Below are 21,230 nucleotides of genomic sequence, written 5' to 3'. Positions count from 1 at the left end.
TCGATCGGGGTCGAACGAGCGCACCATGCACGCATGACCGATGACGAGGTCTTCGACCACGCCGTCGACGCGGCCCTCGACTCGATGAGGGACCGCGAGGGAGCCGACCCGAAGCGGCTGCGGGCCGCGGCGGAGGTCGCCAGGCCGTGGGTGATCGCGCAGGCACAGGAACTGCAGCGCAAACACGCGCAGCAAGTCACGCAGGCCGAGATCAAGACCGTGCGCTGGGCAGGAAAACACCCGGTGTTCTGGCAGTGGACATTCGTCGTGGTGTTGCCCGTGGTGGCGACCGTGGCCGCCGCCCTGCTGTCACAGACGAAGACCCTGGCTTTCCTCAGTTGGTCGTCGATCGGTCTGGGCATCTCGCTGGTGGCGCTCTGGATGTCCCGGCTCGGATCAGTGGGCAGGTGGGTCGGCAGGGTCTGGGCGTGGGGAGGCTTGGCGGCGCCGATGTTCGTCGCGGGAATGGAGTTCGCCCGTCTCGTCGGCTGGAACGACTGGCGGTTGTTGGTGGCCGCGTTCGCCGGGATGGGCGTCGCGATGGTGCTCGCCGACGCGGTGGCCACCGTCCTGCCCACCCGGGAGATCACACGTGCGATCGAGGCTGTCGATGCGGCTTTGCGGGAGTGGCGCACGGCGGTCCTGGAGCGAGGGGTGCTGCCCGTGCTCCGCGCGGAACTGCGCAGCCGGGAGAGGGTGCCGGGCATCGAACTCAGGTATCGCCACGCGGGCGGCCTGCAGAAGGGTGGTTCGCTGATCAGCCACCAACCGGTCCCGGCCGGTCGGAGGCTGGCCGACCTGGTCCGGACCCTCGACGGGGGAAGCTTCGCCCTCGCCGGCCCGCGTGGTGCCGGGAAGACGAGCCTGCTGGAGGCGTTCCGGCAGGGCGCCTATCTCGAACCGAAGCAACCGCTCGACCTGGTGGTCATGGTCGCCGCGCCGGTGGACTACGTGCCGAGGGAGTTCGTGCTCCACCTGTATGCGTGCGCCTGCCGAGCCGTGCTGTCGTACGCGGAGCTGGTCGACCCGTACGCGCTGAAGAGGGCGGGTCGGCGCGACCGGTGGTGGCGTGACGCCCCCGACGAGGCCGTGACGGCGGTCCGAGCGGCGTTGCGAGGGCTGGAGTCGATCGCCTACGTGCGGACGCAGACCGGGGAGGCGAGCGGGAAATTCGGCTTCCGCGGGGCGGAGCTCAGCTACAAGAAGGGCGTCAGCCTGGCCGGGCGCCCCGCCACGTTCCCCGAGCTGGTGGACGACTTCCGGACGTTCGTGGCGGACACGGCGGCGGCGCTGGACCCCGAACGGCTCGTGATCATCATCGACGAGATGGACCGCATCGGCGCCGGCGAGCAGGCCCGCCGGTTCCTGAACGAGATCAAGGCGATCTTCGACGTCCCCGGCTGCTACTACCTGATGTCCGTGTCGACGGAGGCCCAGCACGACTTCGAACTGGCGGGTGTCGGCCTGCGCAGCGTGTTCGACAGCTCGTTCGACGAGGTCGTGCGGGTCGACTACCTCGACCACGAGCTGGCCAGGGCACTGATCAGCCGGTCCGTCGAGGAGTTCCCGGAAGTGTTCGTGGCGCTCGCCTACGCCTTCTCCGGCGGGGTGGCGCGGCAGTTGATCAGGTCGGCGCGGGCGATCGTCCGGCAGGAGCAGGGCACCCCGCTGGCCACCGTCGCGGCAACGCTGATCGAGGACGAGTTGGACCGCGTGTGCAAGACGACCGGGGACGCGCTCACCGCCGCGGAGACGGAGGAGGACGTGACCGGCCTGCTCCGGGTGCTCGTCGAACCCGAGGCCGACGACCTGCGCGACTACCGCAAAGCGATCCAGGCCGCCTACGACGGCGAGGACACCGCTGTCAGAAACCTCCGCGACCTCGCGGCGGCCCGTGTCGAGTTCCTCGCCATCGTCCGCGACTACTTCACCGACGACCTGACCGAGGTGGTCCCCGCGCAGATCAACGCACTCGCGAGAGCACGGCGCTACGCGGGGAGCAACCCGGCCACAGGCCTAGCGCTGCTGGAAGAGCTCAGCGCCGAGACGCGTGGGCGTCCAGCACCAGCGCCACCGCCTCCGTGACCCGAGCCGCGTGCGCCAGGTGCAACCACTCGTCCGGCACGTGGCAGTTGGAGTCCGGTCCAACGGCACCCGTGACCAGGAACTGCGCCTCCGGGTAAGCCTCGTGCAGCAGCCCCATGAACGGGATCGAGCCGCCCAGCGACACGGTCCGCCACGGCGACCCGAAGACCTCCTTGCCCGCGTCGTCCAGGACCGCGGACAGCCACGGCGCCAGCTCCGGCGCGTTCCAGCCGTCTGCTGCCTCGACGCGCGAGAGTTCGACGGTCGCGCCGTAGGGGACGTCGGTGGTCAGCTTCTGGCGCACGGCTTCCAGGGCGTCCGCCGAAGAAGCCGTCGGCGGCAGGCGGAACGACAGGACGAGGGTCGTGAACGGGCGCAGGACGTTGCCGGCGTCGTCGGGGGCGGGCAGGCCGTCCGCGCCGGTCACCGACAGGGTGGGGCGCCAGCCGGAGTTCAGGGCGAGTTCCACCTCGTCGGACGACATCGGCTGGAGGTCGCCCACGCGCGGCACCGGGCCCCACAGCGCGCCCGGTGCGGCCTCGACGGCTTCGCGGACCTCGGCCAGGCGGTGCGCCGGGATTTCGACGTGCATCTCCGGCACGAGGATCTCGCCGGTCGTGGAGTCCTCCAGTCGGTCCAGCAGGATTCGCGCGATGCGGAACGACGACGGCACGATGCCCGACGCCATGCCCGAGTGCAGGCCGCCGTCCAACACGCGGACGGTCAGCGTGACCTGCACCAACCCGCGCAGTGACGTGGTCAGCCACATGCGCTCGTAGTCCGAGCCGCCCGAGTCCAGGCAGACGACCAGCGACACGCGGCCCAAGCGGTCCGACAGGTGCTCCAGGTACGCCGGCAGGTCGGGCGAACCCGACTCCTCGCCGGTCTCCAGCAGGATGACGCACCGGCTGTGCGAGCCGCCCGCCGCGCGCACGGCCTCGATCGCGGCGATTGCGGCATATCCGGAGTAACCGTCGTCCGCGGAGCCGCGGCCGTAGAGACGTCCGTCACGCAGCACCGGGGTCCAGGGGCCGAGCCCAGGGCTCCAGCCACCCACCGGCGGCTGCTTGTCGAGGTGTCCGTAGAGCAACACCGTGTCGTCGGCCGCGTTACCGGACGCCGGCACGTCGACCACCAGAAGCGGCGTTCGTCCCGCCAGTTGGACGACCTCCAGGGTCGCGCCGGGCAGGTCGCGGGAGGCGATCCAGGCCCGCACGTGCTCGATCGCGGCGGCCAGTTCGCCGTGTTCCTCCCAGGCGGGATCGAACGCGGGCGAGATCGCCGGCACGGCGACGAGCTGAGACAGGCTCGGGACGATGTCGTCGTCCCAGAGCGCCCTGACAGTGCTGGTCACAACTGAGCGGTCCACCTCTCGATCCTGTCACGACTCCGGCTCTGCTCGCGTCCTTAGGCTCTTCCCAGGAGGCCCCTAGCGAAGTTAACGATCGGTAACCGGGACAACGACGTCCGGTAATCGGACGGCCTAGTTGGAGGACAAAAGGTCGAACCTCCGACTGTTGTCGCTGATCAGAACGTTGACTCGTGTGTTACGAAGTGGGACGGGTCTCACCAACACGGGTGAGGCCGTGTCAGGATGTGGTCGTAAGCCACCGTCACCGTCGACGGCTGCCTCCGGCCCCACAGGGTTGGCGGCGACCGCCGACGTCGCCGCACGAGGTCGTCACGAGCGACCAGGCGGTCGGAGAGACAGAGGAGAAGGCGCATGTCGTCCCCTGAGCAATGGACGCACCCTGAGCCGGACGCAGCGCCGGCCGCCACTGCCGCAAAACCGACAGCGGAACAGGTGATCGCAGGCTTGCGAGCGACAGACGAGGGTGGCGCCGACCTGGTGCAGCTCCTCACCCCCGAGGGTGAGCGCGTCACGCACCCCGACTTCGACATCGACATCACGCCGGAGGAGCTGCGCGGTCTGTACCGCGACATGGTCCTGATCCGGCGGGTCGACCGCGAGGCGAACGCGCTGCAGCGCAAGGGCCAGCTCGGCATCTGGGTGCCGCTGCTCGGTCAGGAGGCCGCGCAGATCGGCGCCGGCCGCGCGATGCGCGAGACCGACATGGCCTTCCCGAGCTACCGCGAGCACGGCATCGCGTGGACCCGCGGGATCAACCCGACGGAGCTGCTCGGCATCTTCCGCGGCACCGACCAGGGCACGTGGGACCCGGTCGAGAAGCGCTTCCACCCGTACACGATCGTCATCGGCAACCAGGTCCTCAACGCGGCCGGGTACGCGATGGGCCAGAAGTTCGACGGCAAGGTCGGCGACGACGAGGGAGAAGCCACCATGTGCTTCTTCGGCGACGGTGCGACCAGCCAGGGTGACGTGCACGAGGGCTTCGTGTGGGCGGCTGTGTACGACGCGCCGCTCGTCTTCTTCTGCCAGAACAACCAGTGGGCCATCTCCGAGCCCACCGAGCGCCAGTCGCGCCTGCCGCTGTACCAGCGCGCCCGCGGTTACGGCTTCCCCGGCATCCGGGTCGACGGCAACGACGTCCTCGCGACGCTGGCCGTGACGAAGTGGGCGCTGGACGAGTGCCGCCACGGCAACGGCCCGATCCTGATCGAGGCGTTCACCTACCGGATGGACGCGCACACCACCTCCGACGACCCGACCCGCTACCGGCTGTCGGACGAGCTGGAGATGTGGAAGCTCAAGGACCCGATCGAGCGGGTCAAGGTCTACCTGGTGCGCCAGCAGTGGGCGGACAGCGAGTTCTTCGACGGCGTCGAGGCGGACGCGGACAAGCTGGGCGAGGAGCTGCGGGAGTTCTGCACGAACATGCCCGACCCGCCCGCGGAACGGATCTTCAGCAACGTGTACGCGGAGGGGAACCCCAACCTCGAAGCGCAGCGCGATGAGTTCCTCGACTACGTCTCGGGTTTTGCTGGAGGTGAGCACTGATGGCTGCTCCGACGATGGATCGTTCGACCGCTGCTGCCCCGGCGACCCCGGTGCAGACGCTCACGATCTCGAAGGCGCTCAACATGGGCCTGCGGGCGGCCATGGAGGCCAACCCCAAGGTCATCATGATGGGCGAGGACATCGGCAAGCTCGGTGGTGTCTTCCGAATCACCGACGGCCTCCAGAAGGACTTCGGTGAGCAGCGCGTGCTCGACACGCCGCTCGCGGAGTCCGGCATCATCGGCACCGCCGTCGGCCTCGCGATCCGCGGCTACCGCCCGGTGTGCGAGATCCAGTTCGACGGCTTCATCTTCCCGGGCTTCGACCAGATCGTGTCGCAGGTCGCGAAGCTGCACTACCGCACGCAGGGCAAGATCAAGATGCCCATCGTGATCCGCGTGCCGTTCGGCGGCGGCATCGGTGCCGTCGAGCACCACTCGGAGTCGCCCGAGTCGTACTTCGCGCACACCGCCGGCCTCAAGGTCGTCTCGTGCTCGAACCCGGCCGACGCCTACTGGATGATCCAGCAGGCGATCGACTGCGACGACCCGGTGCTGTTCTTCGAGCCCAAGCGCCGTTACTACGAGAAGGGCGAGGTCGACACCACGGCCCAGCCCGGCAAGCTGTTCGAGTCGCGCGTGCTGCGTTCCGGCACGGACGCCACGTTGGTCGCGTACGGCCCGATGGTGCGCACTTCTCTCGACGCCGCCAACGCGGCCGCTGAGGACGGCACGTCGCTGGAGGTCATCGACCTCCGCACGCTGTCGCCGCTGGACCTCGCGCCCGTGTTCGAGTCGGTGCGCCGCACCGGCCGGCTGGTCGTCGTGTCCGAGGCGCCGTCCGAGTCCTCGATCGCCAGCGAGATTGCAGCCAAGGTCCAGCAGGAGTGCTTCTACTCCTTGCAGGCACCGGTGCTGCGGGTGACCGGTTTCGACACCCCGTACCCGCCGTCGAAGCTCGAGGAGGAGTTCCTCCCCGACCTCGACCGGGTGCTGCACGCCGTCGACCGCTCTCTCGCCTGGTAAGGGGAACAACGGAAATGCCGCAGTACAAGCAATTCCCCCTGCCCGACACGGCAGAGGGGCTGACCGAGGCCGAGATCCTCACCTGGCACGTCAAGCCCGGTGACACCGTCACGGTCAACCAGATCATCGTCGAGATCGAGACGGCCAAGGCGGCCGTCGAGCTGCCGTGTCCGTGGGCGGGCGTCGTGACCGAGCTGCTGGCCGAGCCCGGCCAGACCGTCGAGGTCGGCGTCCCGATCATCACGATCGACACCGACCCCGGTGGCGCGGCCGTTGCTCCCGCTCCCGTTGCGGCAGAAGCGAACGGCACCTCGTCCGGCAAGATCGGCGAGGAGATGCCGGGCGGACGCATCGCGACGCTCGTGGGCTACGGCCCGAAGTCCGGTGCGGCCAAGCGTCGTGCGCGCAAGGACACCGCGGCTGCTGCTCCGGCCGCTGCCGTGGCGGCCCCGCCCGCACCTGCGCCCGCCCTCGCTCCTGTTGCGGCACCGGTCGCCGCGCCGGCTCCGGTGCGGGCTCCCGGCGGGTACGTGCCGCTGGCCAAGCCGCCGGTGCGCAAGCTGGCCAAGGACCTCGGCGTCGACCTGTACGCGCTCACGGGTTCCGGCCCCGACGGCGTGATCACGCGCGAGGACGTGGAAAGCGCCGTGTCGGCCCCGGCTGCCGCTCCGGCAGCACCGTCCTTCGTGGACAACGGCTCGCGCGAACGCCGGGTGCCGATCAAGGGCGTCCGCAAGGCGACCGCGCAGGCGATGGTGGACAGCGCGTTCACCGCACCGCACGTCACCGAGTTCCTGACGGTCGACGTGACGCCGATGATGGAACTGCGCGCGAAGCTCAAGAACGCGCCGGAGTTCCGCGGCGTGAAGCTGACGCCCCTCGCGTTCTGCGCCAAGGCGGTCGTCCTCGCCACGCGCCGCACGCCGGACGTCAACGCCACGTGGGACGCGACGGCCCAGGAGATCGTCTACAAGGACTACGTCCACCTGGGCATCGCGGCCGCCACGCCGCGCGGCCTCGTGGTCCCGAAGGTCCGCGACGCCGACCGGATGTCGTTGAAGGAACTGGCGGTCGCGCTCGACGAGCTCGCCACCGTCGCCCGTGATGGCAAGACCTCGCCGGCCGACATGATGAACGGCACCATCACGATCACCAACGTCGGCGTCTTCGGCGTCGACACCGGCACGCCGATCCTCAACCCCGGCGAGTCCGCGATCCTCGCGCTCGGCGCGATCCGCGACATGCCGTGGGTGGTCGACGGCGAGATCAAGATCCGCAAGATCTGCCAGCTCGCGCTCTCGTTCGACCACCGCGTGGTCGACGGGCAGCAGGGCTCGCAGTTCCTGGCGGACGTCGGCGCGCTGCTGGCCGAGCCGGGCGTCGCGATGACCTACTGAGGTTCGTCCTGACGAAGGCCCTCGTGCTGCGGCGCGGGGGCCTTCTGCATGGCGCCACCGAGTCTGCGAAACGCTGTGGCTGCCTCGGGTGGAGTCACGCCCTGCGTGAGGAGATCTGTTCTGATCAGCTCGAGGCCTTCGAGGTCGATGGTGCAGTCGATGAACCGCGCGCGGTCGATCGACAGAGTCGTGTCGTTGATCTTGCTTCCGTTGAACCTGAGGGTTGTTCCGTTCGCTGTGCCGTCCGCAACCTTCGCCTCCGTGAAGTTGAGATCGCTCTTCAAGAGCACGGCGTCGGTGAAGTGCACGAGCCCTCCGCTGAACTGTGCCCGATGGAAGCTCACGGTGGCGTCGCGGAAGTTCGAGTCGGCGAAGGACGTCTCCCTCGACTTGAAAGCCGCTCCGTAGAAGTTCACAACGCCGGTGAAGAGGCACTCGGAGAAGTTCGTCAGCCTGCCGTGGAAGACGGCCTTCTCGAAATCCATCTCAGCACTGAACTTCCGGCGGGACAGGTCGAGGTCCTCGAACTCGACCTTCCTGAAGTCCATCCGGACCGGCCGCTCTCCGCTCTCGTAGTCCCAGACGTGGTCCAGCAGTGTCTTGATGATCTCCTGCCGCACCTCCCGGTCGGTCGGATCACCCTCCGGATAGGGGGTTCGCAGGTAACCGCACAGCACGTCGACGCACGTCTGCCGTCCCTCCGGCCAGTCGTCCGCGAGTCCGACCATGGCGTAGACCCCGGCCAGCCGCACGGCGAAACGTTCGTGCCCCAGCTGTTCCGCGGCACTCACGTAGCGTTCGTTGAAGAACTTGGTGTGTTCGCGGAGCTCCTGACCGGCGGCCATGAGGTGAGCCGCTTCGGAGACCTGCTGCTTGCGGTAGGCGACGGCGAGGGCGACGACCGCGCCGAGACCACCTACCACCGCGAGCCCGATCTTCATGAGGTCGAGCAGCTCACTCGTGGTGAAGGTGTTCCGGTCCGGAAGGGAGGGACTGCCGAGCACCAGGAAGAGGCCGTAGCCGGTCGCGCACGCCAGCACGATCGCGAGCGTCAGCCACTTGACGACCGCCCAGGCCATCGATCCCTTGACGCCCGGCGCGGCCTCCTGGGACGGCTTCGAGGCCGGGAAGTCGACGTCGTGCCCTGCCCAGATGGCCAGGGCCCGCTTCCCCAGCCGATAGGCCCAGAACAGCACGAGCGCTGTCAGCACGGGAGGCCAGTAAGTGGCGAACGCGCGTTCGAACCACGACCTCATTTCCGGCCTCTAGTAGAGCTTGCCCCTGAGGGCTTCCATCCGCAGGCCGTGGGACGCGATGCCGACGACGGTGCTGTTGCCGAGCGACTCACACTTTTCGCCCAGCCAGCCGTGGTCCTGCATGTGGGCCTCTGCGCACACGGTCCGGTTCTTGTTGCTGTTGCTGAGCCCGAACGCCTCCATCCGCAGGCTCTGGCCGAACGTGCCGATCTCCGCCGTGCTGTTGTCGACGACGCACTTCGGGTTCTGCCAGCCCACGTTCTGAACGTGTGCCTGCACGCAGGTCGTACCGCCCGTGTTCGTGGCGACGACCCGGAGCGCCTCGAGCCGGAGGCCACGGCCTTCAGTACCCGCGTAGGCCCTGTGCCTGTCGTCGCCTTCGTAGCACTCCAGGTGCTGCCAGCCGACGTTCTGGACGTGGCCGCTGAAGCAGATCGTCGGGGTGGCGCTGCCGACCATCTCGGGCGGCAGGGGCAGGTCGAGGCCCGGACTGATGCCGCCTGCCTGCCGCAGTGCCTCCTCCGCAGTGGCCGCCGGGCCGGACGCCTCGGCGTTGGCAGGCGCGGCCACAGCGCCGAGCAGCGCGGCGACAAGCCCGACAGTGCCAAGCGCGGCTTTCACCGCACGCGAAAACGAACGCATTGATTCCCCCAGAACCAACAGGGTCGGCGCACACCGAGCAAGGCCTTCGACGAAGGCCGTCAATCGATGGTTGCCCCCCAGGCGATACCGACGCCATCCACGTTTCCACAGGTCACACGGCTTCGTCACTAGTACGTTCGGACCAACTCGACGGCTCGGTATGTGAGCGTGCGCGCGGATGTCGAATCCGGGCTGCCCGTTCGACGCAGGTGTGTCAACGCTTCTACTGAGGGGACACACGACGTGCGCAAGCGACTGTCTTCGTTGATCGCCGCAGCCTTGCTGGCGAGCCCGATCGGTGTGGCACAGGCCGGCGAGCCCGGCCTGGTGCGGACCGACTCCGGCCCTGTCCGCGGCACGGTTCTCGCTGATCACCAGCTGTACCAAGGGATTCCGTACGCGGCGCCGCCTGTTGGTGAACTGCGGTGGCGTTCGCCGCAGCCCGTCACGCCGTGGACGACACCGCGTGATGCCACCAAGCCCGGCTCCGCCTGCGCTCAGGCAGCGGGCGCCGGCCAGCCGAGCAGCAACGAGGACTGCCTGTACCTCAACGTCACCACGCCTTCCCGGCACGGCCGCAAGCCGGTCATGGTCTACCTCCACGGCGGCGGCAACAGCTACCTGTCGGGCGACGGGTTCAACCCGCGGCGCCTGGCCGTGCAGGGTGACGTCGTGGTCGTGACCATGAACTTCCGGTTGGGATTCTTCGGTTTCTTCGGGCACCCGGACCTGCCGGACTCGGGTGCGTACGGCATCGAGGACCAGCAGGCGGCGCTGAAGTGGGTGCAGCGCAATGCGACCGTGTTCGGCGGGGATCCGCGCAACGTCACGGTTTTCGGTGAGTCCGGTGGTGCGTTCGACGTGTGCGCGCACGTGACGTCGCCGCGCTCTCGTGGACTGTTCCAGAAGGCCATCGCGCAGAGCGGCGGCTGCTCCACGACGTGGGGTGCCAACGGCGTGATCCACGGCAAGCCCGCGGGTGCCCCCTGGATCGCGAAGCCCGCAGCCGAAGCCGAAGCCGTGGCCCTCTCCGCTCAGCTCGGGTGCTCGGACGTCGCGTGCCTGCGTGCGTTGCCTCCCACGGCTTTCACCGCGATCGACCGCGGCGAGACTCCGGTCGTGACCGGCAACAGCGTGCTGCCGGTGAGTCCTGTCGACGCGGTGCGGTCGGGCCGGTTCAACCGCGTGCCGCTGATCTGGGGCAACACCCGTGACGAGGGCAGGCTGACGTCCGCGACCGTGCCGGAACCGTTCGACTACCGGGGATTGCTGGAGCAGGGGTTCGGGCAGGAGAAGGCAGCCGAGATCATCGCTGAGTACCCGGTGAGCGCGTACGGGAACGCGCGACTGGCGTACGGTGCCGTGCTCACCGACAGCGTCTGGGCGTGCAACCAGCTCGCCGACGATCGGTTGCTGTCGCGCTTCACGCCGACGTACGGCTACGAGTTCGCCGACCGCACCGCGCCGGTGGGCTGGTTCAAGGACTTCTTCCCCGAGGGCTTCCCCGGCGGCGCCGCGCACTCGTTCGAGCTCTCCTACTTCTTCGACATCCCGACGTTCGACCTCAACCCGGCGCAGCAGCAGCTCGCGTCGACGATGATCCGCGACTGGACGACGTTCGCCCGGACCGGCAAGCCGGGTTGGTCGCGGTACTCGAGGGGCAACGTCCAGGAGTACTCGTTGGGACACGTTGGCCAGATCAACGCCCTGACCAGGCACAACTGCTCGTTCTGGAACTCGATCGGTTAATCGGGTTTGACTCTCCAGTCACTGGAGGGTTCAGAGTTGTCCCCGTGACGCGCTACCAGATCGGCGAGCTGGCCAGGATGACCGGCCTCACCGTCCGAACGATCCGGTTCTACTCCGACCAGGGGCTCATCCCGCCCACGTCCAGAACGGTCGGCGGCTACCGGACGTACGACGGTGAGGCCGTCGCGAAGCTCAAGCTCGTCCGCACACTGCGGGACCTGGGAGTCGACCTGCCGACCGCCGGGCGGGTTCTCGCCCGCGAGGTCACGGTGACCGACGTGGCGCGTGCACACGCGGAAGCGATCGACGCGCAGATGAAGACGTTGCGGCTGCGCCGTGCCGTCCTGCGCGCCGTCGCCAAAGGAGGGGAGATGGAACTGATGAACGAGTTGGCACGCATGTCGGACGAGGAGCGCCAGCGCATCCTCGACGACTTCTTCGAGGAGGTGTTCGGGCCGTACGAGCTGGATCCGCAGTTCGAGCAACGCATGCGGTCCGTGCGGGTCGAGCTGCCGGACGACCCGACGACCGAGCAGCTGGAGGCGTGGGTCGAGCTCGCGAAGCTCGTGCAGGACCCGGACTTCCGCGCGTCGGTCAAGCGGATGTCCCAGCAGCACGAGGAACAGCGGCGGAGCGGCACGGACATGAGCCCGCCGGACAACAACCAGATGGAGGCGTTCAACTTCGCGATCACCCAGGCGCGGGAGGCGCTCGAGGCCGGCATCGCGCCGGAGTCGGACGCCGCGCGCGAGGTCGTGGCCCGCGTGAACGCCAACTGGGCGGAGGCGCTGGGCGTGCCGAACGACGAACGCGTCGTCGAGCGGCTGCGCACGTTCTCCGACTTCGCGGACCCGCGTGCCGAGCGGTACTGGGTGCTGATCGCGAAGATCAACGGCTGGCCCGCGATGCCGGACCACTCGCGCGAGCGGGCCTGGCTGCGCGCCGCCGGACAGCCCTTCGGCTGATCCACTTCGCAGTGACGGGAACCAGCTGGGCGCCCAGCTCGTTCCTGTAGCAACGAAGGGGGATGATCATGTCTGCACTGTTCGAAATCCTCGGTGGTGCCATCGCCGAAGCCTTCGGGCCCACCGGTGAAGATCACTCGCGCGGAGACGGCGACGTGTTCCTGGACGGTGAATGGCAGGAGGGCGAGCTGTTCTTCGGCCCCACCAAGATCATCTGGGACGAGCGGATCGTCTTCAGCAAGGACGAGGGCTGGGTCGAGCAGATCGTCGACCAGGACCCGCCGCACCCGAACTTCGTGGTGCTGCACTTCCGCCGTGCCGAGGACGTCGTGCTGCTCGCCGTGCACCGCCGCGAGCTCAAGCGCGTGGGCGCGGTCCTGAAGCTGCCGCTCTAGCGGTTCTCCTTGGCCCGCGCAGCGATCCCGGCGAACCCGAGCACACCGCCGGCGAACGCGAGGCCGAATCCCGCCCACATGCGCTGGTTGGCCGTCTGAGCCGCCTCGTACTGCTCCTTGGTGAGCTCACGGACGACCTTGCGCTGTGTGGACGTGTACTTCCCGTTCTCGTAGTTGAGGTTTCCGGCCGTGCTGTCGCTCGACAGTCCGATGAACGCGAGGAGCCACCCGCCGTAGAACGCGACGGCGGCCAGCCCGATCGCCCACTTCGGCAACGTCTCGCGCAGCAGCCGGAACGCCGTGGCGAGCCCGTCGACGCGGAACGACCCGCCCGTCTGCACCAGCAGCAGCACCAGCAGTGCCGCGGAGGCCAGCACCATCACGAGGTTCGCCCACCCCGGCAGCAGCGCCGCGCCCGTCACCACCCCCGAGACGACGACGATCGCGTCGAGGGCGATCAGCACGATCGCGGCCTGCTGCGACGGCAAGAGCTTCATGGCCCGGGAGAATAGGTCCAACCAGGACGTTTACCGAGCCATTACCGCAAAACGTGATGGTGTGTCAGGCCCGCCGGCGCAGGGGAACGGCGGGCCACTCACCTCAGTCCCTTCACGACGTTCCGCAGCTCGGCCTCCTTGCGGTACAACGTCGGCACCGCCTTGGTGACCTTCGACAGCAACATCGTCTGGTCGACCGGCGCCACCGCGTCCCACGTCAGCCCGCCGGGCTTGGCCAGCTGATCCACCAGCCCGATCGCGGTCCTGGCCGTGTCCGCCGCCACCGTCAGCTCCGCCTTGCTCGCCCTGAGCGGCTGCGCTTCCACGACCGCCGCCGCTTCGGTGATCGCTTTGACCTGCCCCGGCAACGTGCAGGGCACCTCGGGCGAATGCAGCCCCTTCTGCTTCTCGGCGGCCGCGTGGTTGGCTTCCTTGACCCTGTCGAGGAAGTGCGTGCCGTTGACGACCGGCACCGCCAGCCCGTCGGCGATCAGGGCGGCGTTGACCAGACCGTCCTGTGTGGACAGAGCCGCGAGCTGGCCTTCTTTCACGACGGTGACCGGAGTCCCTTCCGGCAACAGCTCGCCGAGCCGTTTCCTGGACTCCTCGTGCAGGCACTCGCCCGCAGCGGGCGCGTCGACGTTCACGAGCCTGACCACCGCGACGCGATCGCCTTCGCGCACCTCGACGGTCTCCGCGTCGACCACGCGCACGACATGACTGACGGCGACCGGTGCGGGACGGTCCACGACCGTCACGACGTAGGCACTGCTCGCGGCACCGGCCAGAACCGCGGCGGCCATGAGGTACACATTCGGGAGCATCACGATTCCCCCTAACGCCGATCCACTGAGCTGATCGGAGCAGCGGGCCCGCGCGTTACTCCACGCGTTCGAGGATTTACCGTCGGCTAACCGGCGCGACCTACGTTCACCACGTGCTGATCAAACTGGGAATCGTCACGACCGGCGTTGCCCTGCTTCTTGGGGGAACAGCGCAAGCAGCAGAACCGACCCCGCCGACCTGCCCGAGCGCGGTGCAGATCGGCTCGACCGGTGTCGTCAAACGCGGCGCCACGACCATGGCCACCATCACCCAGTTCGAGGGCTGCGGCGGCAAGTACGGCCACGTCCGCATCCAGGGCGCGAACCTGTACCGCGCGTCGATCCGCCTCGTCGGCGATGGCTCGTTCACCCCGCCGACGCAGGGCGCACGGGGCCAGCGCGACGTGTGGACGTTCAGCAAGGCGCTGAACGACAAGTGCACGGCAGCGGAGGCCACCCTGCGGACGACCGAGGAATCGCTGACCGGCCGCAGCGGCCTGTCCTGCTGAGCGAAACGGAACGGGCCGGGGCACCACGCCCCGGCCCACCTCACGTCACTTGATCTGCATCCCGGAGATCATCCGCGACACCACCAGTCGCTGGATCTCCGAAGTCCCCTCGAAAATGGTGAAGATCTTCGCGTCCCGGTGCATCCGCTCCACGGGGTGCTCCCGCGTGTACCCGGCCCCACCCAGGATGTGGATGGCCCGCTCGGTCGCCCACACCGACACCTCGGACGCCTTGAGCTTCGACATCGAGCCCTCACCCGCGGTGAACGGCACGTTGTTGCGCCCCATCCACGCCGCCCGCCACACCAGCAGCCGCGACGCGTCGATCTCCATCCGCATGTTCGCGAGGTCGAACGCGATCGACTGGTTCTCGATGATCTTCCGGCCGAACGCCTCGCGGTCCTTCGCGTACTCCAGTGCGTAGTCGTAGGCGGCCCGTGCGACACCCACGGCCATCGCGCCCACGGTCGGACGCGTGGTTTCGAACGTCGCCATCGCGGCCTGGCCGCCCGCGCGCAGTCCCTCACGTGCCCGCGCCAGCCGAGCGTCCAACCGCTCCTTACCGCCCAGCACACAACGCCCAGGCACGCGCACGTCGTCCAGGAACACGTCAGCGGTGTGCGAAGCGCGCATGCCGTGCTTCTTGATCTTCCCCGGCGACGACAACCCCGGCGTGCCGGGCGGCACGATGAAGCCGGCCTGACCGCGGGCGCCCAGCGAGGGATCCACCACTGCGGTCACCACGTGCACGTTCGCGATGCCGCCGTTGGTGGCCCAGGCCTTCTGGCCGTTCAGGACCCACTCGTCGGTGGCCTCGTCGTAACGCGCCCGCGTCCGGTAGCCGGCCACGTCCGAGCCCGCCTGGGGTTCGGAGGCGCAGAACGCCGCGAGCTTCGGGTCCGACTCGTCGCCGAAGCACTCCGGGACCCACTCGGCCAGCTGCTCTGGCTCGCCGCCCGCGAAGATGCCCGCCACGGCCAGGCCGGTGCCCATCAGCGACAGCGCGATGCCGGCGTCACCCCAGAAGAGCTCTTCGGTCGCGATCGGCAGGGACAACCCGATGGGGTCCGCGAACCAGGTCGCCAAAGCCTCGAAGCCGTAGAGGCCGATCTTCGCCGCCTCCTGGATCACCGGCCACGGCGTCTCCTCGCGCTCGTCCCACTCCGAGGCAGCCGGCCTGATCACGTCCTTCGCGAAGCCGTGCACCCAGTCGCGCAGGTCGGTCTGGTCTTCGTTCAGTTCGAGCGAGAAGCCACCCACTGCAAAACCTCTCCGTCAGGCCTTCGGGATGTTGAACAGGCTCATGAACCCGGCCGCGAACCCCAGGTCGCCCTTCACCTTCAGCTTGCCCGTCATGAACAGCACGGGGGCGGAGGCGTTGCCGGTCGCGAGCTTCAGGAAGTCGGCGGGCGTCAGCGTCACGATGGCGCGGGCCTCGCGCGTGACGCCCTTGTTGATGGTGCACTGAGCGTCTTCGATGATGGCCTCGTAGACGTCTTCCAGCACGTGGAAGTGCACGACGGCACGGGTCGCGCCCGCACGGTCCGCGCGGAAGTGGACCTCCATGCGGCGGAACACCTCGTCGAGCACCCGGACGCGCAGCGCGGGATCGGCGACCACGGCCTCGATCTGGTCCTTCGAGGCGCGCGAGATGATCCTGGCGAAGTTGGACGGGTCCATCTTCGAGAGGTCGAGGTCAGCGCCACCGTCGGCCAGCCGGCCCAACGCGGTCAGAAGTGCCGCGAAGTCGTCCTTGCCCAGCTTCTTCGGGTCGATGCCGCGGGCGATGACGTCGATGTCGACGCCGGCCAGGGCCGGGTCGTCCGGCGAGACCTGCTGCAGCGTGCTGATCAGCTCGGCAGGGCTGAGCTTCGCGATCGCCTCGGTGGTGAGGTCGAGCGTCATTGACACACCTCCTGGTACCTACTCGCGAGTAAGAATACTGGCGAGTAGGTAGACCGGCAACCCGATCGGATAATCTTGTTCCTCCGAACCGAGGGGTAGTGATGCGCACAGAAGGTCGAGCCAAGCGCTTGCCACGCGCGGTGCGTGAGCGGCAGATCATGGACGCCGCCGTCGACGTGTTCTCGCGGCTCGGCTTCCACGCGGCCTCGATGGACGAGATCTCCGAGGTCGCCGGCATCTCCAAGCCGATGCTCTACGCCTACCTCGGCTCGAAGGACGAGCTGTTCGCGACCTGCATCCGGCGTGAGGCCACGCGGATGATGGAGGCCATCGCGACCGGCGTCGAGCCCGACCAGGAACCCGACGTGCAGCTGTGGAGCGGGCTCAGGGCGTTCTTCGGGTTCGTCGGCGAGAACCGGGCGAGCTGGATGGTGCTGCACCGGCAGGCATCGAACCAGGGCGGTCCGTTCGCGGTCGAGCTCACGGACATGCGCAGCCGGGCCGTGTCGCTGGTCGCGGCGCTGCTCACCCAGTCGACGAAAGCTCCCGCGACCAAGCTGGAGGCCGAGTCGCTGGCCGCCGCGCTGGTCGGGGCCGGCGAGTCGCTCGCGGAGTGGTGGCTCGACCACCCCGAGGAACCCGCCGGCGTCGTCGCGGCCCGCCTCATGAACCTCGTCTGGATGGGCTTCGGCGACCTCGTCGAGGGCAACGTCTGGCATCCACCGTCACGTCGTTGAGCCCAGCAGGTGGGGCCCCTTGCCCCACACGGCGAACTCCCAGCCGACGCCGTTCTCGTGCGCCGAGAACTCGACGCGCCCCGGGATCAGCAACGGCTTCTTGAACTTCACGTCCACGGAGACGGCCTCGGGGAGCCGTCCCTCCAGGGCGGCGAGGCAGCGCGCCTTCGTCCACATGCCGTGCGCGATCGCGCGCTTGAAGCCGAACAGCTTGGCGCTCAACGGGTACAGGTGGATCGGGTTGCGGTCGCCCGACGCCGCGCCGTACCGCCGTCCGATGTCCCCTGGCACCTTCCACACCGCAGAGCCGACCGGCCGGTGGAGCTCCTCGCCAGAGCCCGACGAGCCGCCGGTCCGGCGCAGGTAGGTCGAAACCCCTTCCCACACACCGGAAACCGACGTCACCACGTCGACCTGGGTGCCTTGGGGGTGCGGCCGCAGATCGCGCGCGGACACCGTGATCTCCAGCGGTTCGTCCAACGTCAGCGGCCGCGACTGCGTGATCCGGTTCGCGACGTGCACGAGACCGGGCAACGGGAACGGGAACCCGGAGCCGGTCATCAGCTTCATCTGCAACGGAAAGCCCAGCACGTGCGGGTACGTCAGCGGCAGCACGTCGCGCAACCCGAACCCGCACACCGCGTTGTACGCCGTCAGGTGCTTCAACGAGACGTCGAAGGAGGCCGAAACCGGTTGGGCGGCCAGGGTTTCCCCGCGCCGGAACGACGTCAGGGCGGCACGCAGCAACATCAGGCCCCCAGCAGCATCTGTCCGCACACCCGCACGACGTTGCCGTTCACGCCACCGGAACCGGGCGAGGCGAACCACGCCACGGTCTCCGCGACGTCGACCGGCAGCCCGCCCTGCGAGAGGCTGTTCATCCGGCGTCCGACCTCCCGTGTCATCAACGGGACGGCCGCGGTCATCTTCGTCTCGATGAAACCGGGCGCGACGGCGTTGATCGTGGCCCCGCGAGCAGCCAGAACGGGCGCCAGCGAGTTGACCATCCCGATCACGCCGGCCTTCGACGTGGCGTAGTTGGTCTGGCCGACGTTGCCCGCGATGCCGGCGATGGACGACACGCCGACGATCCGTCCGCCCGCGCGCAGCACGTCACCCTCCAGCAGCGCGGTGTTGATCCGCTCCTGGCAGGCGAGGTTGACCTCCAGCACCGAGTCCCACAGCGAGGAGTCCATGCGCGCCAACGTCTTGTCGCGGGTGATGCCCGCGTTGTGCACGACGACGTCCACGCCGCCGTGGCGCTCGAGGAGGTACGACGTCAACCGGGCGGGATCACCGGTGATGTCGAGCTGCAACGCGGACCCGCCGACGGCGTTCGCGACCTTCGACAGGTCCTCGCCGGCCGCGGGCACGTCCAGGCAGATCACGTGCGCGCCGTCGCGGCCCAGGGCCGTGGCGATCGCCTCGCCGATGCCTCGCGAAGCACCCGTGACCAGCGCGACCTTGCCCTCCAGCGTGCCGGTCGGCGACGCCGCGGACACGGTGATGACCTGCCCCGACACGTACGCGGACCGTCCGGACAGCAGGAACCGCAGCGTCGACTCGACCCCGTCCTCGGCGCCGTCGGCCACGTACACGAGGTTGGCCGTGCCACCTCGGCGCAGTTCCTTGCCGACAGAGCGGACGAAGCCTTCGAGCGCCCGTTGCGCGACGGAGTCCGGCGAGCGCCCGATCACGATCACCCGCCCGCACGGTCCGAGCTGGGTGATCACCGGGTGGAAGAAGTCGTGCAGCTGCCGCAGGTCGCTCACCGACGAGATGTCCGACGCGTCGAAGACCAGCGCGCCGTGGGGAGCGGAACCTGTCTCGAGCTGCTTCAGGAACGACAGCCGGGAAGCCCCACCGACCAGCACGGGTGTGGCCAAAGCGGCGTCGCGGCGGAGTGGGTGCGGGTTCGGCAGGCCGAGCCTGCGCACGAGCTGGCGTCCCAGCCCCGACGATGCGAACTTCTGGTACCTGTCCACGTCACACAACCTACTCGCTAGTAAGTCTACCCGCTAGTAGGTAGTATGGCGGCATGCGAGTAGCGATCATCGGCGGCAACCGCATCCCGTTTGCCCGCTCGAACGGCCCGTACGCCACCGCGTCGAACCAGGACATGTTCACCGCGGTGCTGGACGGCCTCGTCAGCCGCTTCGGCCTGCAGGGAGAACGCCTCGGCGAGGTGGTCGCGGGCGCCGTGCTCAAGCACTCGCGCGACTTCAACCTCGTCCGCGAGTCGGTCCTGGGCAGCAGGCTCAGCCCGGAGACGCCCGCGTACGACATCCAGCAGGCGTGCGGCACGGGCCTGCAGGCGGTGATCGCGGTCGCCAACAAGATCGCGCTCGGTCAGATCGACGCCGGTATCGCGGGCGGCGTCGACACCACCAGCGACGCGCCGATCGGCGTCAACGAGAACTTCCGCAAGCTGCTGCTGGAGTTCAACCGCACCCGCAAGGTCAGCCTGCTGACCAAGCTGCGCCCCGGCCACGTCGTGCCGCACCTGCCCCGCAACGGCGAACCGCGCACCGGCATGTCGATGGGCGAGCACGCGGCCATCACCGCGGCCGAGTACGGCATCTCCCGCGAGGACCAGGACGAGCTCACCGCGCGCAGCCACCACAACCTCGCGCGGGCCTACGACGAGGGCTTCTTCGACGACCTCGTCACCCCGTACCTCGGCCTGACCCGCGACCAGAACCTCCGTCCGGACAGCAGCGTCGAGAAGCTCGCGAAGCTCAAGCCGGTCTTCGGCGACACGATGACCGCGGGCAACTCGACCCCGCTCTCCGACGGCGCCTCCGCGGTGCTGATGGCGACCGAGGAGTGGGCACGGGAGCGCAACCTCCCGGTGCTGGCGTACCTGACGTTCGCCGAGACCGCCGCCGTCGACTACGTGCACGGCGAGGAGGGCCTGCTCATGGCCCCGGTGCACGCCGCGCCGAGGATGCTCGGCAAGGCGGGCCTCTCGTTGCAGGACTTCGACTTCTACGAGGTGCACGAGGCGTTCGCGTCCCAGGTGCTCGCGACGTTGAAGGCGTGGGAGAAGGAGCTCGGCGAGATCGACAGGTCGAAGCTGAACGTCAACGGCTCGTCGCTCGCGGCAGGCCACCCGTTCGCCGCGACCGGCGCCCGGATCGTGGCGACGCTGGCGAAGCTGCTGCACCAGAAGGGAAGCGGGCGCGGGTTCGTGTCGGTGTGCGCGGCAGGCGGTCAGGGAATCACGGCGATCCTGGAGCGATGAGTTCCGCGGTTCCGTGAAGTCAAACCCTCCGAACCCCCACTTCGGAGAAGGATGACGACCATGACTTTGCAGGCGGTTCTGGAGGCTCACCGCGAGACCGTGCCCGACGCGGTCGCGCTCATCGCCTGGGGTGAAGACGTCGAGTTCGCGTCGGTCGGCGCCGACACCCGCGAGTCGGTCTTCCCGATCGCCTCGGTCACCAAGCCGATCGTCGCCACGGCCGGCCTGATGCTGGTGCGGGACGGCACGATCGCGTTCGACGACCCGATCGCGAACTGGCTGCCCGAACTCGCGAACCCGGTGGTCGTCCGCACTCCGCAGAGCCCGGTCGACGACGTGGTCCCCGCGACGAAGCCGATCACCGTCCGGCACCTGCTGGCGTCCCGCACCGGCTGGGGCTTCACGGCGGACTTCTCGTTGCCCGCCACCCAGAAGCTCTTCGAGAACGCGCACCTGCACGGCCGCGAGGACCTGCCGGCACCGGACGAGTGGCTCAAGCAGCTCGCGGAGGTCCCGCTGCTGCACCAGCCGGGCGACGGCTGGCTCTACAACACGGCCTACGACGTCCTCGGCGTGCTGCTGGACCGGGTCACCGGCTCGCTCCCGGACTTCCTCGCCGATCGCCTGTACCGCCCGCTCGGCATGAAGAACACCAGCTTCATCAGCCAGGTCCTGCCGTCCGGCGCGGGCGGCCTGAAGTCCACTGTGGACGACCTGCTGGCGTTCAACCGGTTCCTGCTGTCGAGCGACCTGCTGCCCGAACTGGCGACCGACACCACCTCGGCCGCCGAGCGCGAGGCCGCGGACATCTTTCTGGAGGGCCAGGGCTGGGGCCTCGGCGGCAGCGTCGACATCGCCGAGATCGACCCGTGGAACGTGCAGGGCCGCTACGGCTGGGTAGGCGGTTCCGGCACGGCGGCCCACGTCGTCCCGTCGGCTGACCTGGTCACGATCCTGTTGACCCGCACGGCCATGACGAGCCCGGCGCCACTGGCGATCATGCGCGACTTCTGGCGCTGCGCGGCGCGTTAAAAGCTGTGTAATTGAACCGTCAATCAGGCACACTCTCTGGACCGCGAC

20 protein-coding genes are annotated in these 21,230 nt (G+C 68.8%); 11 read left to right on the top strand and 9 right to left on the bottom strand.

Annotation, left to right across the window (positions count from 1 at the left end):
• The first annotated feature begins 33 nt into the window (after positions 1-33).
• Positions 34-2,085 carry a hypothetical protein gene (locus ACFOWZ_RS13845; protein WP_382372262.1) on the top strand — a complete coding sequence of 684 codons (2,052 nt, stop codon included), beginning with the start codon at positions 34-36 and terminating at the stop codon, positions 2,083-2,085.
• On the opposite strand, the gene ACFOWZ_RS13840 is transcribed toward ACFOWZ_RS13845, so the two are convergent.
• Entirely contained in the window at positions 2,036-3,454 is a 1,419-nt protein-coding gene (locus ACFOWZ_RS13840; RefSeq protein ID WP_382372261.1) for a M20/M25/M40 family metallo-hydrolase, read from the bottom strand. The two genes, ACFOWZ_RS13845 and ACFOWZ_RS13840, sit on opposite strands and share 50 nt — an antisense overlap.
• Before the next feature lie 354 nt (positions 3,455-3,808).
• Here ACFOWZ_RS13840 and pdhA point away from each other — a divergent pair, with 354 nt between their 5' ends.
• From pdhA to ACFOWZ_RS13825, 3 genes are read left to right on the top strand one after another with little or no spacing between them, the layout of a single operon-like run.
• Positions 3,809-5,005, top strand: coding sequence for a pyruvate dehydrogenase (acetyl-transferring) E1 component subunit alpha (gene pdhA / locus ACFOWZ_RS13835; protein ID WP_382372260.1), 1,197 nt, complete (start codon positions 3,809-3,811; stop codon positions 5,003-5,005).
• Entirely contained in the window at positions 5,005-6,030 is a 1,026-nt protein-coding gene (locus tag ACFOWZ_RS13830) for an alpha-ketoacid dehydrogenase subunit beta (protein WP_030465748.1), read from the top strand. Before pdhA ends, ACFOWZ_RS13830 begins: the two co-directional genes overlap by 1 nt.
• A gap of 14 nt (positions 6,031-6,044) precedes the next feature.
• A complete protein-coding gene (locus tag ACFOWZ_RS13825) occupies positions 6,045-7,427 on the top strand; it encodes a dihydrolipoamide acetyltransferase family protein (protein WP_382372259.1) in 1,383 nt (460 codons plus the stop codon).
• On the opposite strand, the gene ACFOWZ_RS13820 is transcribed toward ACFOWZ_RS13825, so the two are convergent.
• Together ACFOWZ_RS13820 and ACFOWZ_RS13815 are read right to left on the bottom strand one after the other, a co-directional pair.
• A complete protein-coding gene (locus ACFOWZ_RS13820) occupies positions 7,421-8,683 on the bottom strand; it encodes a pentapeptide repeat-containing protein (protein WP_382372258.1) in 1,263 nt (420 codons plus the stop codon). The two genes, ACFOWZ_RS13825 and ACFOWZ_RS13820, sit on opposite strands and share 7 nt — an antisense overlap.
• A 9-nt stretch (positions 8,684-8,692) precedes the next feature.
• Entirely contained in the window at positions 8,693-9,325 is a 633-nt protein-coding gene (locus ACFOWZ_RS13815; RefSeq protein WP_382372257.1) for a hypothetical protein, read from the bottom strand.
• Between the two features lie 243 nt (positions 9,326-9,568).
• Here ACFOWZ_RS13815 and ACFOWZ_RS13810 point away from each other — a divergent pair, with 243 nt between their 5' ends.
• From ACFOWZ_RS13810 to ACFOWZ_RS13800, 3 genes are all read left to right on the top strand, one after another.
• On the top strand, positions 9,569-11,074 hold the full coding sequence (locus ACFOWZ_RS13810; RefSeq protein ID WP_382372256.1) for a carboxylesterase/lipase family protein: 1,506 nt from the start codon (positions 9,569-9,571) through the stop codon (positions 11,072-11,074).
• Positions 11,075-11,118: 44 nt separating this feature from the next.
• On the top strand, positions 11,119-12,039 hold the full coding sequence (locus ACFOWZ_RS13805; protein ID WP_382372255.1) for a helix-turn-helix domain-containing protein: 921 nt from the start codon (positions 11,119-11,121) through the stop codon (positions 12,037-12,039).
• Positions 12,040-12,107: 68 nt separating this feature from the next.
• On the top strand, positions 12,108-12,434 hold the full coding sequence (locus ACFOWZ_RS13800; protein ID WP_382372254.1) for a hypothetical protein: 327 nt from the start codon (positions 12,108-12,110) through the stop codon (positions 12,432-12,434).
• On the opposite strand, the gene ACFOWZ_RS13795 is transcribed toward ACFOWZ_RS13800, so the two are convergent.
• Together ACFOWZ_RS13795 and ACFOWZ_RS13790 are read right to left on the bottom strand one after the other, a co-directional pair.
• Positions 12,431-12,931 (bottom strand): hypothetical protein, encoded by a 501-nt coding sequence (locus tag ACFOWZ_RS13795; protein ID WP_382372253.1) that lies wholly within the window; start codon positions 12,929-12,931, stop codon positions 12,431-12,433. The genes ACFOWZ_RS13800 and ACFOWZ_RS13795 overlap by 4 nt on opposite strands.
• 98 nt (positions 12,932-13,029) lie before the next feature.
• On the bottom strand, positions 13,030-13,755 hold the full coding sequence (locus ACFOWZ_RS13790; protein WP_382372252.1) for a thermonuclease family protein: 726 nt from the start codon (positions 13,753-13,755) through the stop codon (positions 13,030-13,032).
• Between the two features lie 113 nt (positions 13,756-13,868).
• On the opposite strand from ACFOWZ_RS13790, the gene ACFOWZ_RS13785 reads away from it, so the two are divergent.
• The gene (locus ACFOWZ_RS13785; protein WP_382372251.1) at positions 13,869-14,264 is read left to right on the top strand and encodes a hypothetical protein; all 396 of its coding nucleotides are present in this window, start codon (positions 13,869-13,871) and stop codon (positions 14,262-14,264) included.
• A gap of 45 nt (positions 14,265-14,309) precedes the next feature.
• Here ACFOWZ_RS13785 and ACFOWZ_RS13780 read toward each other — a convergent pair whose 3' ends face one another.
• Entirely contained in the window at positions 14,310-15,524 is a 1,215-nt protein-coding gene (locus ACFOWZ_RS13780; protein WP_382372250.1) for an acyl-CoA dehydrogenase family protein, read from the bottom strand.
• A 15-nt stretch (positions 15,525-15,539) separates the two neighbouring features.
• A complete protein-coding gene (locus ACFOWZ_RS13775) occupies positions 15,540-16,169 on the bottom strand; it encodes an SCP2 sterol-binding domain-containing protein (RefSeq protein ID WP_382372249.1) in 630 nt (209 codons plus the stop codon).
• A 101-nt stretch (positions 16,170-16,270) separates the two neighbouring features.
• Here ACFOWZ_RS13775 and ACFOWZ_RS13770 point away from each other — a divergent pair, with 101 nt between their 5' ends.
• Positions 16,271-16,906, top strand: coding sequence for a TetR/AcrR family transcriptional regulator (locus tag ACFOWZ_RS13770; RefSeq protein ID WP_382372248.1), 636 nt, complete (start codon positions 16,271-16,273; stop codon positions 16,904-16,906).
• On the opposite strand, the gene ACFOWZ_RS13765 is transcribed toward ACFOWZ_RS13770, so the two are convergent.
• Together ACFOWZ_RS13765 and ACFOWZ_RS13760 are read right to left on the bottom strand one after the other, a co-directional pair.
• Positions 16,895-17,656, bottom strand: a complete 762-nt coding sequence (locus tag ACFOWZ_RS13765) for a MaoC family dehydratase (protein WP_382372247.1) — start codon at positions 17,654-17,656, stop codon at positions 16,895-16,897. The genes ACFOWZ_RS13770 and ACFOWZ_RS13765 overlap by 12 nt on opposite strands.
• Positions 17,656-18,891 carry a 3-oxoacyl-ACP reductase gene (locus ACFOWZ_RS13760; protein ID WP_382372246.1) on the bottom strand — a complete coding sequence of 412 codons (1,236 nt, stop codon included), beginning with the start codon at positions 18,889-18,891 and terminating at the stop codon, positions 17,656-17,658. The genes ACFOWZ_RS13765 and ACFOWZ_RS13760 overlap by 1 nt, the downstream gene beginning before the upstream one ends.
• A 53-nt stretch (positions 18,892-18,944) precedes the next feature.
• Between ACFOWZ_RS13760 and ACFOWZ_RS13755 the strand changes: the two genes are divergently transcribed.
• Positions 18,945-20,150, top strand: coding sequence for an acetyl-CoA C-acetyltransferase (locus tag ACFOWZ_RS13755; RefSeq protein WP_382372245.1), 1,206 nt, complete (start codon positions 18,945-18,947; stop codon positions 20,148-20,150).
• Positions 20,151-20,210: 60 nt separating this feature from the next.
• Positions 20,211-21,182: a serine hydrolase domain-containing protein gene (locus ACFOWZ_RS13750; protein WP_382372244.1), complete on the top strand. Its 972-nt coding sequence runs from the start codon at positions 20,211-20,213 to the stop codon at positions 21,180-21,182.
• Positions 21,183-21,230: the final 48 nt, after the last annotated feature.

It is taken from the genome of Lentzea rhizosphaerae, from assembly GCF_042649515.1.
GTDB classification, from domain to species: domain Bacteria; phylum Actinomycetota; class Actinomycetes; order Mycobacteriales; family Pseudonocardiaceae; genus Lentzea; species Lentzea aerocolonigenes.
This window is presented reverse-complemented; position numbering and strand designations above follow the sequence as displayed.

What these genes read in the sequence shown, in the direction of transcription:
- ACFOWZ_RS13800 (WP_382372254.1), top strand. Translation starts at nt 12,108, where the DNA reads ATGTCTGCACTGTTCGAAATCCTCGGTGGTGCCATCGCCGAAGCCTTC.
- ACFOWZ_RS13770 (WP_382372248.1), top strand. Translation starts at nt 16,271, where the DNA reads ATGCGCACAGAAGGTCGAGCCAAGCGCTTGCCACGCGCGGTGCGTGAG.
- ACFOWZ_RS13815 (WP_382372257.1), bottom strand. Translation starts at nt 9,325, where the DNA reads ATGCGTTCGTTTTCGCGTGCGGTGAAAGCCGCGCTTGGCACTGTCGGG.
- ACFOWZ_RS13765 (WP_382372247.1), bottom strand. Translation starts at nt 17,656, where the DNA reads ATGTTGCTGCGTGCCGCCCTGACGTCGTTCCGGCGCGGGGAAACCCTG.
- ACFOWZ_RS13790 (WP_382372252.1), bottom strand. Translation starts at nt 13,755, where the DNA reads ATGCTCCCGAATGTGTACCTCATGGCCGCCGCGGTTCTGGCCGGTGCC.
- ACFOWZ_RS13830 (WP_030465748.1), top strand. Translation starts at nt 5,005, where the DNA reads ATGGCTGCTCCGACGATGGATCGTTCGACCGCTGCTGCCCCGGCGACC.
- pdhA (WP_382372260.1), top strand. Translation starts at nt 3,809, where the DNA reads ATGTCGTCCCCTGAGCAATGGACGCACCCTGAGCCGGACGCAGCGCCG.
- ACFOWZ_RS13750 (WP_382372244.1), top strand. Translation starts at nt 20,211, where the DNA reads ATGACTTTGCAGGCGGTTCTGGAGGCTCACCGCGAGACCGTGCCCGAC.
- ACFOWZ_RS13775 (WP_382372249.1), bottom strand. Translation starts at nt 16,169, where the DNA reads ATGACGCTCGACCTCACCACCGAGGCGATCGCGAAGCTCAGCCCTGCC.
- ACFOWZ_RS13755 (WP_382372245.1), top strand. Translation starts at nt 18,945, where the DNA reads ATGCGAGTAGCGATCATCGGCGGCAACCGCATCCCGTTTGCCCGCTCG.
- ACFOWZ_RS13845 (WP_382372262.1), top strand. Translation starts at nt 34, where the DNA reads ATGACCGATGACGAGGTCTTCGACCACGCCGTCGACGCGGCCCTCGAC.
- ACFOWZ_RS13820 (WP_382372258.1), bottom strand. Translation starts at nt 8,683, where the DNA reads ATGAGGTCGTGGTTCGAACGCGCGTTCGCCACTTACTGGCCTCCCGTG.
- ACFOWZ_RS13795 (WP_382372253.1), bottom strand. Translation starts at nt 12,931, where the DNA reads ATGAAGCTCTTGCCGTCGCAGCAGGCCGCGATCGTGCTGATCGCCCTC.
- ACFOWZ_RS13825 (WP_382372259.1), top strand. Translation starts at nt 6,045, where the DNA reads ATGCCGCAGTACAAGCAATTCCCCCTGCCCGACACGGCAGAGGGGCTG.